Below are 14,413 nucleotides of genomic sequence, written 5' to 3'. Positions count from 1 at the left end.
CAGCATCAGCATGGTCGGATAGCTGGTCGTGTTGTCCTGCACCGCGAAGCCGATCCCCAGCGCCGGGATCAGCAGGCTGGCGGTCGAGATCGCGGTCCAGCGCCGGCCGCCGACGACCGGCACGATGAAGGAGTAGAAGATACGCAGCGTGGCACCCGACAGCGCCGGGGCCGCGGCGAGCCAGAACAGCTGGTTGGTCGAATACTTGAAGCCCAGCGCCGGCAGGCCGACCGCGACCACGCTCCAGACCTGCCAGACGGCGAACGCCAGGAACAGCGCCGGCACGCTGATCCACAGATTGAGCTTGGCGACGGCTTCGCCCTCGCGCTCCCAGAACGCCTTGTCCTCTGGCGTCCAGATGTTCAGCACGCGACCGTGCCGGACGGGTAGGGTGGAAGTGCTCATGATCAGGCCTTCTGAAGGTTCTGGAGGGAGGCCGGCATGTCGGGCGACAGCGACGGCAGGTGCAGGTGCGGCAGGGAGGGGGCCTCGGGGGCTTCGGGACCCATGACTTCGGTGCGGCGCACTTCGGTGAAGTACATCCAGATGAGCGACACCCAGACGATGCCGTACATCAGCATGAAGGCGCTGGAGCGCATGCCGGTGAGGTCCATCAGGGCGCCGAACATGATCGGCAGCACGAACCCGCCCAGGCCGCCGGCGAGGCCGACGATTCCCGAGATGGTGCCGATGTTGTGCGGGTAGTCGTCGCTGATGTACTTGAAGGTGCTGGCCTTGCCGAAGGCCCAGGCGATGCCCAGCACGAACATCAGCGCGGTGAAGGCGTACACGTTCAGGCCCAGGCTGAAGCTCTTGGGGCCGTTGGTGGTCATCACCGTCAGGTCGAACTGCGGATAGGACAGCAGGAACAGGCAGATCCAGCTGACCCACATCACCCACCAGGTGACGCTGTGGGCGCCGTACTTGTCGGAGAGCCAGCCGCCGATGGCGCGCAGCACGCCGCCGGGCAGCGAGAAGCAGGCCGCCAGCAACGCGGCGACGCGGATGTCCAGGCCGAACTCGCCGACGTAGTACTGCACCATCCACAGCGACAGCGCGACATAGCCGCCGAACACGATGCTGTAGTACTGGCAGTAGCGCAGCACCTTCGGGTCCTTCAGGGCCTTGAGCTGGTCGCCGAACTTGACGCTGCTGGGCACCAGGTGGCCCGGGTCGCTGTAGCTGAAGAACCAGAACAGCAGGACGGTGCCGAGCATCACGGCGGCGTACACGTGCGGCACGACGGTCCAGCCGAAGGCGACCAGCAGCACCGGGGCCACGAACTTGTTGACCGCGGCGCCCGAGTTGCCGGCGCCGTAGACGCCCATCGCGAAGCCCTGGCGGCTCTTCGGGAACCAGCGCGCGACATAGGGCGTGCCCACCGAGAAGGAACCCCCGGCCAGGCCGACGAACAGGCCGATCGCCAGGAAGTGCCAGAACTGCGTCGCGTAGGCCATCAGCCAGATCGCCGGCACCGTGGCGGCCATCAGCAGCGTCATCACGATGCGGCCGCCGTAGCGGTCGGTCCAGATGCCCAGTGGCACGCGGATCAGCGAGCCGGCCAGCACCGGCATGGCGGTGAGCAGGCCGAATTCGGTCGAGTTGAGGTTCAGCTGCTTCTTGATCGGGATGCCGATGACGCCGAACATCATCCAGACCATGAAGCAGACGGTGAAGGCCAGGGTGCTGACGATCAGGACCGACCAGGACTGGCGGCCGACCACGACTTCCTTGGCGTGCGCGCGGGGCGAGGGGTGCATGTCAGAGGCTCCGTAAGGGCTTTTGGCTTGGCTCGAACTATGGTCGGCCCAGGCCTTGCGGAACATCCTTCGGTGGTGCATGTGGCGCCAGCCGGAAGGAGGAGGTCGGACGGCGCCGCCATCGTTCTTTCGAACTATGGGAGCTGCGAGCGGCACCAGCCGGCCGGAGGCCGGCAACGGATGAGGCCGGCGGCCCGGCGTGGGCTCAGGCGTCCGGGGCGGCGTTGCGCCCGGTCTTGAGCATGCCGGCGGCGAACACCGCGGCCTGCACGCGCGAGGTGAGGTCGAGCTTGCGCAGGATGTGCTGCACGTGGATCTTCACCGTCGTCTCCGCGATGGAGAGGGTTCGCGCGATCTCCTTGTTGCTGGCGCCAAGCGCGATCTGCTCGAGCACCTGCTGCTCGCGCGCCGACAGCTGCGCGAGCGGGTCCGCGGCGGCGGGCGCGCTCGGCGCGTGCGCGGAAGTCTGGAACGCCGACACCAGCTTGCCGGTCAGCTCCGAGCTGATCACGGGCTCGCCGCGCATGGACCGATGGATGGCCTGCGCCAGCAGGTCGCCCTCGATCGTCTTGAGCAGGTAGCCGTGCGCGCCGCCGCGCAACGCCGCCTGCAGGTCCTGCTCGTCCTCGCTCACCGTGAGCAGGATGATGCGCGCCCTGGGCGCCGCGTCCTTCAGGCCCGGCAGGGCCTGGATGCCGGTGACGCCCGGCAGGTGGTTGTCCAGCAGGATCACGTCCGGTTGGAGCGCGGCGGCATGGCGTACCGCCTCGCCGGCGTCCGAGGCCTCCCCGACCACCGCCAGGCTCGCGTCCGAGGCGAGCAGCGCGACCAGGCCGCGCCGGAAGAGGGTGTGGTCGTCGACCACCATCAGGCGCACGGGCGCCGCAGCGGATGCCGTCATGACAGGACTTTCTCGGAGGGGGCGGCGGCGTCCAGCTCGCTGGTCGGCGGCAGGTCCAGCGTCACCGTGCAGCCGCGCCCCGGCGTCGAGACGACGGCCACCGCCGCGCCGATGCGCTGCGCCCGCTCCTGCATGATGCGCAGCCCGACGTGGGTCTGGTCGGCGCCGCCGGCGGCGGGATCGAACCCGACGCCGTCGTCCCGCACCTCGAAGCGCCAGTGCGGCCGGTGCGAAACGCGCAGCAGCACCTGGTGCGCGCCGGCGTGCTTGCGGACGTTGGAGAGGGCCTCCTGCAGGATGTGGAGCACCTGGACCTGCACGTCCGGCGCCAGCGGCACGCCGTGGCCCTGCATCTCGAGCCGCACGGCCAGGCCGGTCTGGTGTTCGAACTTCGACAGGGTGGTGCGCAGCGCCGGTTCGATGTCCTCCGCGGTAGTGCGGGTGCGGAAATGCACCAGCAGCTCGCGCACGTCGGCATAGCTCTCGCGCACGCCCGCGTCGAGTTCGCCGATCACCCGCTCCATGGCCTGCGTGTCCTGCCGCCGCATGGCGTCGCGCAGCAGCTGCACCTGGATCTTCAGGAACGCGAGCGACTGCGCGATCGAGTCGTGCAGCTCCTGGGCCAGCAGCGCGCGTTCCTGTGCCACCGCGGCCTCGCGCTCCAGCGCCGAGGCGCGCAGGCTCTCCATGGCGCTGGCCAGGTGGGTGGCCAGGGTGTCCAGCAACTCGCGCTCCTCGTCCTCCAGCGTCACGTCGGCGAAGAAGAACAGATCGACCTCGCCCAGCACCCGCTCGTGCAGCTTCACGGGCACCGACACCAGGGTGCGATAGCCGGCCCGCCGGCAGTAGCCCATGGCCATCGCGCGCTCCTGCTGGATCGGGATGATCCGGATCGTCGCGTCCTTGCGCGGCTGGCCGCAGAAGCAGGCGCCGGTGTCCAGGCAGGCTTCCGATTCGACGATGGCAGCCGGCAGCCCGTCGGTGGCGAGCAGCAGGTAGCGCTGGTTGCCTTCGTCCGACCAGCGCACGGCGGCGGCGTCGGCCCGGGCGATGGCCCGAACCTGCCGCACGAAGCCGCGCGCCAGCGCGTCCAGGCTCGGCGCCTCGGCCAGGAACGCGCTGGTTTCGTAGAGGTCGGCCAGGCGCTGGCGCTTGACCTCGAGCCGGGCCGTCTTCTCGCGCACCTTGTCTTCCAGGCTGCCGTACAGCGACTGCAGGGTCTGCGCCATGTCGTTGAAGCCGGCCGACAGCTGGCCGAACTCGTCCCGGCTGTCCACCTCGACGCGCGTCGACAGGTCGCCCTGCTGCACCGAGATCAGGCCGCGCCTGAGGCGCGCCAGCGGATTGAGCACGAACAGGTAGCCGGCGTAGAGCATCGCCACCACGCCGGCGATGGCGAATCCCATCATCGCGAGCTGGACCCCCTGCAGCAGGGTGGTCGAGCGCGACATCTGGGTCTCGATCGCCGCGACGAAGCCGTCGATCAGGGCGACGAAGCGCGCCGCATCCTGCGCGGCTTCGTGCGGCGACGGCTGCCCCGCGCTCCAGCGCGCGCGCAGCTCGTACCAGGTGTGGGTGACCAGCTGGAAGCGCTGGCGCGAATCGCGCGACCACGGCACGAACAGCGGCCGCGACGGATCGCCGGTGCGCAGCAGGGAGACGCTGGCGTCGAAGCTCTGGACCAGCGCCAGGGTCTCGCGCGTCGGGCCCTTGCTGGACGCCTCCAGCGCGAGGCGGTAGGTCTGCATGCGCATCCGGCCGGCCTCGTTGACGGCGGCCGCGCCCCCTTCGAGGTTCCAGGTGACCAGCAGCGTGACGCCGATCGACGTCAGCGCCAGCACCAGGAAGGTGAGGCCGCTGGTGTACAGCTTGGCGGTCAGCGTCCAGCTCTTCATCGGTGCTCCCGGACGCCAACCGCGCGGATCGCCGCCCACCCGCCGCTACTTGACCAGCAGCACCGGGATGTCGGCGTCCGCGACCACCTTCTGGGCGACGCTGCCCATGAGGGCCCGGCTGATCAGGCCGTGGCCATGGGTGCCCATCACGATCATGTGGGCCTTCTCGCGCTTGGCGGCCTTCAGGATCTCGTCGGAAGGCGAGCCGACCACCCACTTCGAGCGGAACGACGCCGGATGGCGCTTGAGGAAGCGCTCGATCGGATCGAGCACCTTCTTGGCCTCGTCGCTGTGGTAGTCGTTGACGACCCCGGCGCCGACCATGGTCTTCACGCGCGGCGGGACGGGCGGCTGCACATGCAGCACGACGATCTCGTCCGCCTCGCCGCCGAAGTTGTCGTGCGTGGCGAGAAAGGCGAGGGCCTTCTTGGTGTAGGTGCTGCCGTCGGCGGCGAACAGGATCTTCATACGGGTCTTTCTGTCTTGGAATCTCGAATCGCGACGGTCAACGCAGCACCAGCACCGGCACGGTGCTGTGCGTCAGCACATGCTGCGTCTCGCTGCCCAGCAGGATCCGCTTGAGCCCGCGCCGGCCATGCGACGCCATCACGACCAGGTCGCACTTGTACTTCTTGGCGGCCGACAGGATCGATTCCGCGACCAGGTCGGAGCGCGAGACCACGGCCCTGGCCTTGACGCCGGCCGCCTGCGCGGTGTCGCGCACCGCGTCGACCACCGCCTGGCCCTTGTCGGACCATTGCTGCTCGATGCGCGCGATCTCCTGGGGCGCGATGCTCACGCCGCCCTCGAAATAGCTCACGGGATAACGCGGCACGACGTACAGCGCCACCAGTTCCGCTCCCACGGCGCCGGCGAGTTCGATCGCGCTGCGCACGGCCTTCTTGGACAGTGGCGAGCCATCTGTCGCGACCAGCAGTTTCCGGTACATTTGTTTTTCTCCCACGGCAGTTGTCGAGCGCCGCACTCTGAGCTTAGGACCGGGTGGGCGGTCCCGCTTGATCCATGTCAACGGGGTGGCTCCGCCGCCCGAATAGCCTTGCCGCATGCAATCTGGCTCCCCTGCGCGAACGCCCGTCAGCCCGGACGACACGACGGCCGATGCCTGGCGCGCGCTCGACGAGCCGCAGGAATGGGAAAGTTTTAGCCGGCCGCTGCCCGATCGCGCGGGCTGGCACGAGTCCTACCTCGCCATCCAGGGCATGCATTGCGCGTCGTGCGCGCTGACCGTGGAGCACGCGCTGGCGCAACTGCCAGGCGTCGAGCGGGTCCAGGTCAACGGCGCCAGCGCCACGGCCCGCATCGCCTGGTCGCCGCAGCTGAGCCGGCCCTCGCAGTGGATGACCGCGCTGCGGCAGGCGGGCTACGGCGCGCTGCCGGCGGGCGATCTGCTGGATGCGGCGGCGCGCGTGAAGGAGCAGCGGCTGCTGCTCTGGCGCTGGCTGGTCGCCGGCTTCTGCATGATGCAGGTGATGATGTACGCGGTGCCCGCGTACGTGGCGGCGCCCGGCGAGATCACGCCCGACATCGAATCGCTGCTGCGCTGGGCCTCCTGGGTGCTCACGCTGCCGGTCGTCCTGTTTTCCTGCTGGCCTTTTTTCGCGGCGGCGCTGCGCGACCTGCGCCATCGCACGCTGGGGATGGACGTGCCGGTGGCGCTGGGCATCGCGATCGCGTTCGGCGCGAGCACCGCGGCGACGTTCGACGCCGGCGGCATCCTGGGCCGCGAGGTCTGGTACGACTCGGTGACGATGTTCGTCTTCTTCCTGCTGTCGGGCCGCCTGCTGGAGCAGCGGCTGCGCGATCGCACCGCCGGCTCGCTGCAGGCGCTGATGCGCCGGCTGCCGCAGACCATCGAACGGCGCAGGCCCGAGGCGACGGCGTTCGAACGGGTGCCGGTGCGCCGGCTGGCCGTCGCCGACGTGATCCGCGTCCTGCCCGGCGAGGTGTTCCCGGCCGACGGCCACGTGCTCGAAGGCGAGACGCGGGTCGATGAGGCACTGCTGACCGGCGAGTCCAGGCCCTTGTGGCGCTCGGCCGGCGAGCCGGTCATTGCCGGCAGCCAGAACCTGAGCGGCGTCGTCCTGGTGCATGTCGACCGCACCGGTTCGCAGACCCGCTATGCCGGCATCGTCGCCCTGATGGAGCAGGCGTCCATCGAGAAGCCGCGGCTGGCGCGCCTGGCCGACCGTGTCGCGACGCCGTTCCTGGGCGCCGTGCTGGTGGCCGCGGCGGCGGCCGGCGCCTGGTGGTGGGCCGTCGATCCCTCGCAGGCCCTGGGCGTCGCCGTGGCCGTGCTGATCGTGACCTGTCCCTGCGCGCTGTCGCTGGCCACGCCGGCGGCCACGCTGGCGGCCGCCGGCGCGCTGGCGCGGCAAGGGGTGCTGGTGCGGCGGCTGCAGGCGCTTGAATCCTGCGCCTCGGTGGACACCGTCGTCTTCGACAAGACCGGCACCCTGACCCAGGACCGGATGGGGGTCGTGGCCCTGCGCGCGCGCGGCGGCATCGAGCCAGAAGCGGCCTTGACGCTGGCGGCCGCGCTAGCCCGGCATTCGCTGCACCCGGCGTCGCGCGCGATCGCCGCCGCGGCCGGCGCGGCGGCGGGCCCCGCCGCCAGCGGCGTCGTCGAAGTGGCCGGCCGCGGCGTGCAGGGATGGCTGCCCCAGCGCGGCGGCGGCCAGGCACAGCAGCTGCGGCTGGGCTCGGCCGCGTTCTGCGCGGCGCCGGAACCGCCGCAGGACGGCGGGAACCTGTCGGTCCATCTCGCCGACGACAGCGGCTGGCTGGCCACGTTCGAACTCGATGAAGCGCTGCGGCCCGACGCGCTGCCGGCCGTGCGCGGGCTGCGCGACGCGGGCCTGCAGGTGCAACTGCTCTCGGGCGATCGGACGGTGGCGGTGCGGCGCCTGGCGCAGCGCGCGGGCATCGACGTGGCCCAGGGCGATTGCACGCCCGAAGACAAGCTGACCGGCGTGGCGCTCGCCCAGCTGCACGGGCACCGCGTCGCCATGGTGGGCGACGGCGTCAACGACGCCCCGGTGCTGGCGCGGGCCGATGTGTCGATCGCGATGGGTGATGCGGTCCCGCTGGCGCAGGCGAAGTCCGACTTCGTCGTGCTGGGCGGGCAACTGCAGGCCGTGCGTTCGCTGATCGGCCATGCGCAGCGCACGCAGCGCATCGTTCGGCAGAACCTGGCCTGGGCGGCCGCCTACAACGCCGTGTGCGTGCCGCTGGCGGTGATCGGCTGGATGCCGCCTTGGCTGGCGGGTATCGGCATGGCGGCGAGCTCGCTGCTGGTGGTCGCCAATTCGGCGCGGCTCGCCCGCGTTCGCGGCACGGACCCATCCGGTTCTGGCGCGGCCGCTGCCGCCAGCGCGCTCGCGCTCGGCGCCACCCCGTAGCACCGGCGCTGCGGCGGGTCCGATAATTTCATCATTCGACGTGGATATGTGCCGCGGTGAATCGACCCTCCATCACGGCATCAGCCGTTGGGAAGCCAGCGCATAAGACGCTGAAAATCGAACCGAATATATTAGTAGTAATGGATATACTTTTCATCCTCATTCCGCTGTCGGTGGGCCTGGCGCTGCTGATTCTCGGTGCGCTCGGCTGGGCCGTGTGGCGCGGCCAGTTCGAAGGCGTCGAGGCCGAAGGCGAGCGCATTCTCCGGTCCGATTGACTTGCATCAAGGGCTCGCGCCCAAGGTGCAAGGAAACTTCGGCGGTCACGAAAACGGGTGGAAAAACCATGGAAAAACAGGGAGCCGGGACGGCGATCTACAACGACACCGTTGTACGCCAGTTCTCGCTGATGGCGGTGGTCTGGGGCGTGGTCGGGATGCTGGTGGGCGTGTTCATCGCCGCGCAGCTGGCCTGGCCCGAATTGAATTTCGGCATTCCCTGGCTCAGCTACGGCCGGCTGCGGCCGCTGCACACCAACGCGGTGATCTTCGCCTTCGGCGGTTGCGCCCTGATCGGCACCAGCTACTACGTGGTCCAGCGCACCTGTCACGTGCGCCTGTTCGGCGACAAGCTGGCCGCCTTCAGCTTCTGGGGCTGGCAGGCGGTGATCGTCGCCGCGGCGGTCAGCCTGCCGCTCGGCTACACCACGAGCAAGGAATACGCCGAGCTCGAATGGCCGATCGACATCCTGATCACGCTCGTGTGGGTGGCGTATGCCGTCGTCTTCTTCGGCACCATCGCCGTGCGCAAGGTGCGCCACATCTACGTCGCCAACTGGTTCTACGGCGCGTTCATTTTGGCGATCGCGATCCTGCACCTGGTCAACAGCGCCGAAGTCCCGGCCGGCTGGATGAAGTCGTACTCCGCCTACGCGGGCGTCCAGGACGCGATGATCCAGTGGTGGTACGGCCATAACGCGGTCGGATTCTTCCTCACCGCGGGCTTCCTCGGGATGATGTACTACTTCATTCCGAAGCAGGCCGAGCGGCCCGTGTACAGCTACCGGCTGTCGATCGTCCACTTCTGGGCGCTGATCTTCACCTACATGTGGGCCGGCCCGCACCACCTGCACTACACCGCGCTGCCGGACTGGACCCAGTCGCTGGGCATGGTGTTCTCGCTGATCCTGCTGGCGCCGAGCTGGGGCGGCATGATCAACGGCATGATGACGCTGTCGGGCGCCTGGCACAAGCTGCGCGACGACCCGGTGCTGCGCTTCCTGATCGTGTCGCTGTCGTTCTACGGCATGAGCACCTTCGAGGGCCCGATGATGTCGATCAAGACCGTCAACGCGCTCTCCCACTACACCGACTGGACCATCGGCCACGTGCATTCCGGCGCGCTGGGCTGGGTGGGCCTGATCACCATGGGCTCGCTGTACTACCTGGTGCCGCGCCTGTACGGCCAGAAGAAGATGTACTCGGTGCGGGCCATCGAGCTGCACTTCTGGATCGCCACCATCGGCATCGTGCTGTACATCGCCGCGATGTGGATCGCCGGCGTGATGCAGGGTCTGATGTGGCGGGCCGTGAACACCGACGGCACGCTGACCTATACCTTCGTCGAATCCGTGAAGGCGACCTATCCCTTCTACGTGATCCGCATGCTGGGCGGCCTGCTGTACCTCACCGGCATGGTGGTGATGGCCTGGAACACCTGGATGACCGTGGCGCGTGGCCGTTCCGTGCGCGTGGCCGTCGCCGTGCCGGCCGCCGCCTGAGGGAGCAGAAAAAATGAGCAATACCACGCACACCGAAGCCGGTTTCTCGCACGAGAAGGTCGAGACCAGCAATTTCCTGATGATCGTGCTGATCCTGCTGGTGATCGCCGTCGGCGGCCTGGTCGAGATCGTGCCGCTCTTCTTCCAGAAGACCACCACCCAGCCCATCGAGGGCCTCAAGCCGTACACGGCGCTGCAGCTCGCGGGCCGCGACATCTACCAGCGCGAAGGCTGCTACAACTGCCATTCGCAGATGATCCGGCCGTTCCGCGCCGAGACGCTGCGCTACGGCCACTACTCGGTGGCCGGCGAATTCGTCTACGACCATCCGTTCCAGTGGGGCAGCAAGCGCACCGGCCCGGACCTGCACCGGGTTGGCGGCAAGTACAGCGACGAGTGGCACCGCATCCACCTCAACAACCCGCGCGACGTGGTGCCCGAGTCCAACATGCCCTCGTACCCGTGGCTCGAGAAGAACACGGTGGACGCCGCCGACATGGCGCCGCGCATGCGGGCGCTGCGCAGCGTCGGCGTGCCCTACAGCGACGCGGAGATCGCCGCGGCCGCCGATGCCGTGAAGGGCAAGACCGAGATGGAGGCGATCGTCGCCTACCTGCAGGGCATGGGCCGGACGCTGAAATAACGACAGGGAGCAGCACACATGGACGACCTCACTCTCTGGCGCGTCGGCGCCACCGTCGCGAGCTTCATCACGTTCCTCGGCATCGTCTGGTGGGCCTACGCCCGCAGCAACCGCGAGCGGCTGCAGGCCGCAGCGCTGATCCCGTTTGACCACGACTGAGCCCCGGTGCCGACATGAGCGATTTCAAAACCGAATTCTGGTCCGTCTACGTGGCCGCGATCAGCGTGGTGAGCATCATCGCGTGCCTGCTGCTGCTGTGGATCACCGCCCGCAAGAAGGTCACGTCGCAGGCGGACAACACCACCGGACACGTGTGGGACGACGACCTGCGCGAAATGAACAACCCGATGCCGCGCTGGTGGATGTGGCTGTTCGTCATCACCATCGTCTTCGGCTTCGCCTACCTCGCCGCCTACCCCGGCCTGGGCAGCTTCCAGGGCAAGCTCGGCTGGAGCACGCGCGGCGAATACGACGCCGAAGTGCAGCAGGCCACCAAGGAGCTGACGCCGCTGTACGCGCAGTTCACGGCCAAGAAGACCGAGGAGCTGGCCGGCGACGCCAACGCGATGGCGATCGGCGAGCGCCTGTTCATGAACAACTGCTCGCAGTGCCACGGTTCGGACGCGCGCGGCAGCAAGGGCTTCCCGAACCTCGCCGACGGTGACTGGCTGCACGGCGGCACGCCCGACAAGATCAAGGAAACCATCACCCAGGGCCGACGCGGCCAGATGCCGCCGATGGCCGCCGCCGTCGGGTCGCCCGAGGACGTCAAGAACGTCGCCAACTACGTGTTGAGCCTGTCCAACAGCCCGCACGACTCGGTGCGCGCCCAGCTGGGCAAGGCGAAGTTCACCGCCTGCGCCGCCTGCCACGGCATGGACGGCAAGGGCAACCAGGCCGTCGGCGCGCCCAACTTGAGCGACGACGTGTGGCTGCACGGCTGGGGCGAGCAGGCCGTCATCAACATGGTGAACGGCGGCAAGACCAACGAGATGCCGGCCCAGGGCGGCAAGCTGACGGACGCCCAGATCCACGTGCTGACGGCCTACGTCTGGGGCCTGAGCAACAAGCCCGCGCTGGCCAAGCCGTAAGGAGTTCCGGTGCAATCGCAGGCAGCGCGCAAGGTGATCCCGATCGCCTCGGTACCGGTCGACTCCGGCGGCGAAGGCACCTCGCTCTACGAGGCGCAGAAGAAGATCTACCCGCGCGAGGTCAACGGCCTGTTCGCCCGCTGGCGCTGGTATTTCGTCTTCATCACGCAGCTCGTGTTCTACGGCCTGCCGTGGCTGGAGTGGGGCCAGCGCCAGGCGGTGCTGTTCGACCTGGGCGCGCGCCGCTTCTACCTGTTCGGCATCGTCCTGTATCCGCAGGACTTCATCTACCTGACGGCCCTGCTGGTCATCAGCGCGCTGTCGCTGTTCCTGTTCACGGCGGTCGCCGGCCGCCTGTGGTGCGGCTTCTCCTGCCCGCAGACGGTCTACACCGAGATCTTCCTGTGGATCGAGCGCCAGGTGGAAGGCAGCCGCGTGGCGCGCATGCGGCTCGATGCCGGGCCGATGAGCGTCCGGAAGTTCGGACGCAAGGCGCTCAAGCATTTCATCTGGATCGCGTTCGCGTTCTGGACCGGCTTCACCTTCGTCGGCTACTTCTCTTCCATCCGCGAACTCGGCGCCGACCTGCTGAACTTCCACATGACGTCGTGGGAAGTGTTCTGGGTGCTGTTCTACGGTTTCGCCACCTACGGCAACGCCGGTTTCCTGCGCGAGCAGGTGTGCAAGTACATGTGCCCGTACGCGCGCTTCCAGAGCGCGATGTTCGATCCCGACACGCTGATCGTGAGCTACGACGCCGCCCGCGGCGAGCCGCGCGGCTCGCGCTCGCGCAAGGCCGACCCGGCCGCGCTGTCGCTCGGCTCCTGCGTCGACTGCAGCCTGTGCGTGCAGGTGTGCCCGACCGGCATCGACATCCGCAACGGGCTGCAGTACGAGTGCATCGGCTGCGCGGCCTGCGTCGACGTGTGCGACGGCGTGATGGAGAAGATGAACTACCCCAAGGGGCTGATCCGCTTCACCACCCAGAACGCGATCGCCAACGGCTGGTCCAAGCCCGACATCTGGCGGCGCGTGCTGCGGCCGCGGGTGCTGGTCTATGGCGCGGTGCTGGCGGCGCTGTGCCTGGCGCTGGTGGTCAGCCTGGTGGCGCGCACGCCGCTCAAGGTGGACGTGGTGCGCGATCGCGCGGCGCTCTCGCGCATCGTTGCCGGCGGCAAGCTCGAGAACGTCTACCGGTTGCAGATCATGAACGCGACCGAGGAGCCGCAGCGCTATCGCATCGGCGTGGAAGGGCTGCCCGGGCTGGTGGTGGCGTCCGAGGCCGAAGTGCAGGTCGGCCCGGCCGAAGCCCGCTGGGTGGCGGTGCGGTTGCAGGTTCCCTACGGCTCGGCTCCGGCGGGCTCGCATCCGATCCATTTCAACATCGGCACGGCCGCGGGGGACGCTCACGTGAGCGAGAAGTCCGCGTTCCTGGTGCCGCGCTGAGGAGTTCCATTGACCACACCCGTTTCGCCCAGCGCGCCCTGGTGGACTTTCGGCCACGTGTGGCTGCTCATCGCCGGCCCGGCGATCGTGATCGTGGCCGGGGTCGTGACCGCTTGGCTGGCCGTGAGCACGCCCGACCCGGTGGTTGACGCCGACTACTACCGGCGTGGACTGGAGATCAACAAGCAACTGGCCGCCGAGAAGGCGCTGCTGCCCGCGCTGCAGGGCCGCAACCACGCCGCGACGCCCACGCCGCAATCACGGTAGAGTCGCGCTTTTGCGCAACCACAAGGAGCCGGGCGATGGAAAGACTGAAGATGCTGCGAGTGGTGTGGCCCGCGTTCCTCGCGGCCTGCGCCCTGGAGCTCATCGTGTTCGCGCTGGTCGACCCGAGCGAACTGGCGTGGTCCGGCCATCCGCTGCCGTTCTCGCGGCAGAGCGTGTACACCGCCAGCTTCTTCGTGTTCTGGCTGGTCAGCAGCGTGTCGAACGCGATCACCGTCCTGCTGTGCAAGTCGGCGGCCGAAGTGAACGTGTGCCCGTTCCAGCCGCAAGAGCGGCCGCAGGGCTGCCCCCAGCAGTAGCGCGCCGCCGGCCGCCTCAGGGCGGCTTGCCTGACGCCGGCTGGGCCGCAGCCGCGGAGCGGATCACGAGCACCGGCACCGGCGCGGTGCGCACGATCTGCTCGGCGCCGCTGCCCAGCAGCATGCGGCCCACGCCGCGGCGGCCATGGGTGCCGACGACGATCAGGTCCGCGTTCCAGCGCCTGGCTTCCTCGGCCACGACTTCAGGCAGCCGCTCGCCGAGGTTGTCGTACAGCACCTGGTCCGCCGCCACGCCCGCGGCCGCGGCGGTGGCAAGGCCGTTGTCCAGGATCTTGGCGCCGGTCTCACGCATGATCTTGAGCAGGTCGCCGGCATAGCCGCCGAACTGGTCGTAGCCGGTGAGGTAGGCCAGCTCCTCGACCACGTGCACCAGCCGGACCCGGCCGCCGCTTTCCTTGGCGAGGCCGATCGCGGAGGCGAGCGCCTGGGTCGAGGTGTCGCTGCCGTCGATGGGGACGATGATGCGCTGGTACATGGGACCTCCTGCGGCGATTATCGTCGGCCCGGGCAGGCGAGAGGGCGAAGGCGCCGAGCGCCGCCGATTACCTGCGGCCGACCAGCAGCCCGACCAGCATGCCGATGCCGGCGCCGACGGCGATCGACTCCCAAGGGTGGTTGCGCACGTAGCCATCCGTGGCGCGGGCGGCGCGGCGGCTGCTATCGGCCACCGTGTGCTCGAGCTGGTCGAGCCCCCGGCGCGCCGTCTTCAGGCTCGATTCGAGGCGCTGGCGCGCCTCGACGTAGCCCTCTCCGGCCTGGTTCGCCGCATGCCGAAGCAGTTGTTCGGCGTCGCTGACCACGGTGCGGAAGTCGTCCGCCAAACGGCTGCTGCTGTCTTGCCCGAGAGGTTGCATCGCTTCGTCCATGCTGTCG

16 protein-coding genes and 1 pseudogene are annotated in these 14,413 nt (G+C 68.8%); 9 read left to right on the top strand and 8 right to left on the bottom strand.

Annotation, left to right across the window (positions count from 1 at the left end; genetic code table 11):
• The 6 genes and pseudogenes from VNT59_RS04190 to VNT59_RS04165 form a co-directional block, all read right to left on the bottom strand.
• Positions 1–405 (bottom strand): annotated as a pseudogene (locus VNT59_RS04190) (nitrate/nitrite transporter); the annotation flags it as partial.
• A gap of 2 nt (positions 406–407) precedes the next feature.
• Positions 408–1,760: a nitrate/nitrite transporter gene (locus tag VNT59_RS04185; RefSeq protein WP_325496924.1), complete on the bottom strand. Its 1,353-nt coding sequence runs from the start codon at positions 1,758–1,760 to the stop codon at positions 408–410.
• A gap of 205 nt (positions 1,761–1,965) precedes the next feature.
• Positions 1,966–2,661 (bottom strand): response regulator, encoded by a 696-nt coding sequence (locus tag VNT59_RS04180; protein WP_325496921.1) that lies wholly within the window; start codon positions 2,659–2,661, stop codon positions 1,966–1,968.
• On the bottom strand, positions 2,658–4,556 hold the full coding sequence (locus tag VNT59_RS04175) for a type IV pili methyl-accepting chemotaxis transducer N-terminal domain-containing protein (RefSeq protein WP_325496919.1): 1,899 nt from the start codon (positions 4,554–4,556) through the stop codon (positions 2,658–2,660). Before VNT59_RS04175 ends, VNT59_RS04180 begins: the two co-directional genes overlap by 4 nt.
• A gap of 45 nt (positions 4,557–4,601) precedes the next feature.
• Positions 4,602–5,024 (bottom strand): universal stress protein, encoded by a 423-nt coding sequence (locus VNT59_RS04170; protein ID WP_325496917.1) that lies wholly within the window; start codon positions 5,022–5,024, stop codon positions 4,602–4,604.
• Between the two features lie 37 nt (positions 5,025–5,061).
• Positions 5,062–5,505, bottom strand: a complete 444-nt coding sequence (locus tag VNT59_RS04165; RefSeq protein ID WP_325496915.1) for a universal stress protein — start codon at positions 5,503–5,505, stop codon at positions 5,062–5,064.
• 115 nt (positions 5,506–5,620) lie between these two features.
• Here VNT59_RS04165 and VNT59_RS04160 point away from each other — a divergent pair, with 115 nt between their 5' ends.
• From VNT59_RS04160 to VNT59_RS04120, 9 genes are all read left to right on the top strand, one after another.
• Complete coding sequence (locus tag VNT59_RS04160; RefSeq protein ID WP_325496913.1) at positions 5,621–7,975, top strand: cation-translocating P-type ATPase; 2,355 nt, start codon at positions 5,621–5,623, stop codon at positions 7,973–7,975.
• Positions 7,976–8,115: 140 nt separating this feature from the next.
• Entirely contained in the window at positions 8,116–8,253 is a 138-nt protein-coding gene (gene ccoS, locus VNT59_RS04155; RefSeq protein WP_325496911.1) for a cbb3-type cytochrome oxidase assembly protein CcoS, read from the top strand.
• 68 nt (positions 8,254–8,321) lie between these two features.
• The gene (ccoN, locus tag VNT59_RS04150; RefSeq protein WP_325496909.1) at positions 8,322–9,755 is read left to right on the top strand and encodes a cytochrome-c oxidase, cbb3-type subunit I; all 1,434 of its coding nucleotides are present in this window, start codon (positions 8,322–8,324) and stop codon (positions 9,753–9,755) included.
• A gap of 13 nt (positions 9,756–9,768) precedes the next feature.
• Positions 9,769–10,398, top strand: coding sequence for a cytochrome-c oxidase, cbb3-type subunit II (gene ccoO / locus VNT59_RS04145; RefSeq protein WP_325496907.1), 630 nt, complete (start codon positions 9,769–9,771; stop codon positions 10,396–10,398).
• Between the two features lie 18 nt (positions 10,399–10,416).
• Positions 10,417–10,557, top strand: a complete 141-nt coding sequence (locus VNT59_RS04140; RefSeq protein WP_325496905.1) for a cbb3-type cytochrome c oxidase subunit 3 — start codon at positions 10,417–10,419, stop codon at positions 10,555–10,557.
• 14 nt (positions 10,558–10,571) lie between these two features.
• Complete coding sequence (ccoP, locus tag VNT59_RS04135) at positions 10,572–11,489, top strand: cytochrome-c oxidase, cbb3-type subunit III (protein WP_325496903.1); 918 nt, start codon at positions 10,572–10,574, stop codon at positions 11,487–11,489.
• 9 nt (positions 11,490–11,498) lie between these two features.
• Positions 11,499–12,935, top strand: coding sequence for a cytochrome c oxidase accessory protein CcoG (ccoG, locus tag VNT59_RS04130; protein WP_325496901.1), 1,437 nt, complete (start codon positions 11,499–11,501; stop codon positions 12,933–12,935).
• Between the two features lie 9 nt (positions 12,936–12,944).
• The gene (locus VNT59_RS04125; RefSeq protein WP_325496899.1) at positions 12,945–13,202 is read left to right on the top strand and encodes a FixH family protein; all 258 of its coding nucleotides are present in this window, start codon (positions 12,945–12,947) and stop codon (positions 13,200–13,202) included.
• Positions 13,203–13,237: 35 nt separating this feature from the next.
• Positions 13,238–13,519, top strand: coding sequence for a hypothetical protein (locus tag VNT59_RS04120; protein ID WP_325496897.1), 282 nt, complete (start codon positions 13,238–13,240; stop codon positions 13,517–13,519).
• Between the two features lie 16 nt (positions 13,520–13,535).
• Here VNT59_RS04120 and VNT59_RS04115 read toward each other — a convergent pair whose 3' ends face one another.
• A complete protein-coding gene (locus VNT59_RS04115; protein ID WP_325496896.1) occupies positions 13,536–14,015 on the bottom strand; it encodes a universal stress protein in 480 nt (159 codons plus the stop codon).
• 67 nt (positions 14,016–14,082) lie between these two features.
• Positions 14,083–14,406, bottom strand: coding sequence for a DUF883 family protein (locus tag VNT59_RS04110; RefSeq protein ID WP_325496894.1), 324 nt, complete (start codon positions 14,404–14,406; stop codon positions 14,083–14,085).
• Positions 14,407–14,413: the final 7 nt, after the last annotated feature.

It is taken from the genome of Ramlibacter sp. (assembly GCF_035554825.1).
Taxonomy (GTDB): domain Bacteria; phylum Pseudomonadota; class Gammaproteobacteria; order Burkholderiales; family Burkholderiaceae_C; genus Ramlibacter.
Note: the sequence above shows the minus strand (reverse complement) of the source record. Positions and strands in the feature narration are given on the sequence as shown.

Excerpts from the sequence above, each read along its gene's own strand:
- VNT59_RS04185 (WP_325496924.1), bottom strand. The coding sequence starts at position 1,760 with ATGCACCCCTCGCCCCGCGCGCACGCCAAGGAAGTCGTGGTCGGCCGC.
- VNT59_RS04180 (WP_325496921.1), bottom strand. The coding sequence starts at position 2,661 with ATGACGGCATCCGCTGCGGCGCCCGTGCGCCTGATGGTGGTCGACGAC.
- VNT59_RS04175 (WP_325496919.1), bottom strand. The coding sequence starts at position 4,556 with ATGAAGAGCTGGACGCTGACCGCCAAGCTGTACACCAGCGGCCTCACC.
- VNT59_RS04170 (WP_325496917.1), bottom strand. The coding sequence starts at position 5,024 with ATGAAGATCCTGTTCGCCGCCGACGGCAGCACCTACACCAAGAAGGCC.
- VNT59_RS04165 (WP_325496915.1), bottom strand. The coding sequence starts at position 5,505 with ATGTACCGGAAACTGCTGGTCGCGACAGATGGCTCGCCACTGTCCAAG.
- VNT59_RS04160 (WP_325496913.1), top strand. The coding sequence starts at position 5,621 with ATGCAATCTGGCTCCCCTGCGCGAACGCCCGTCAGCCCGGACGACACG.
- ccoS (WP_325496911.1), top strand. The coding sequence starts at position 8,116 with ATGGATATACTTTTCATCCTCATTCCGCTGTCGGTGGGCCTGGCGCTG.
- ccoN (WP_325496909.1), top strand. The coding sequence starts at position 8,322 with ATGGAAAAACAGGGAGCCGGGACGGCGATCTACAACGACACCGTTGTA.
- ccoO (WP_325496907.1), top strand. The coding sequence starts at position 9,769 with ATGAGCAATACCACGCACACCGAAGCCGGTTTCTCGCACGAGAAGGTC.
- VNT59_RS04140 (WP_325496905.1), top strand. The coding sequence starts at position 10,417 with ATGGACGACCTCACTCTCTGGCGCGTCGGCGCCACCGTCGCGAGCTTC.
- ccoP (WP_325496903.1), top strand. The coding sequence starts at position 10,572 with ATGAGCGATTTCAAAACCGAATTCTGGTCCGTCTACGTGGCCGCGATC.
- VNT59_RS04120 (WP_325496897.1), top strand. The coding sequence starts at position 13,238 with ATGGAAAGACTGAAGATGCTGCGAGTGGTGTGGCCCGCGTTCCTCGCG.
- VNT59_RS04115 (WP_325496896.1), bottom strand. The coding sequence starts at position 14,015 with ATGTACCAGCGCATCATCGTCCCCATCGACGGCAGCGACACCTCGACC.
- VNT59_RS04110 (WP_325496894.1), bottom strand. The coding sequence starts at position 14,406 with ATGGACGAAGCGATGCAACCTCTCGGGCAAGACAGCAGCAGCCGTTTG.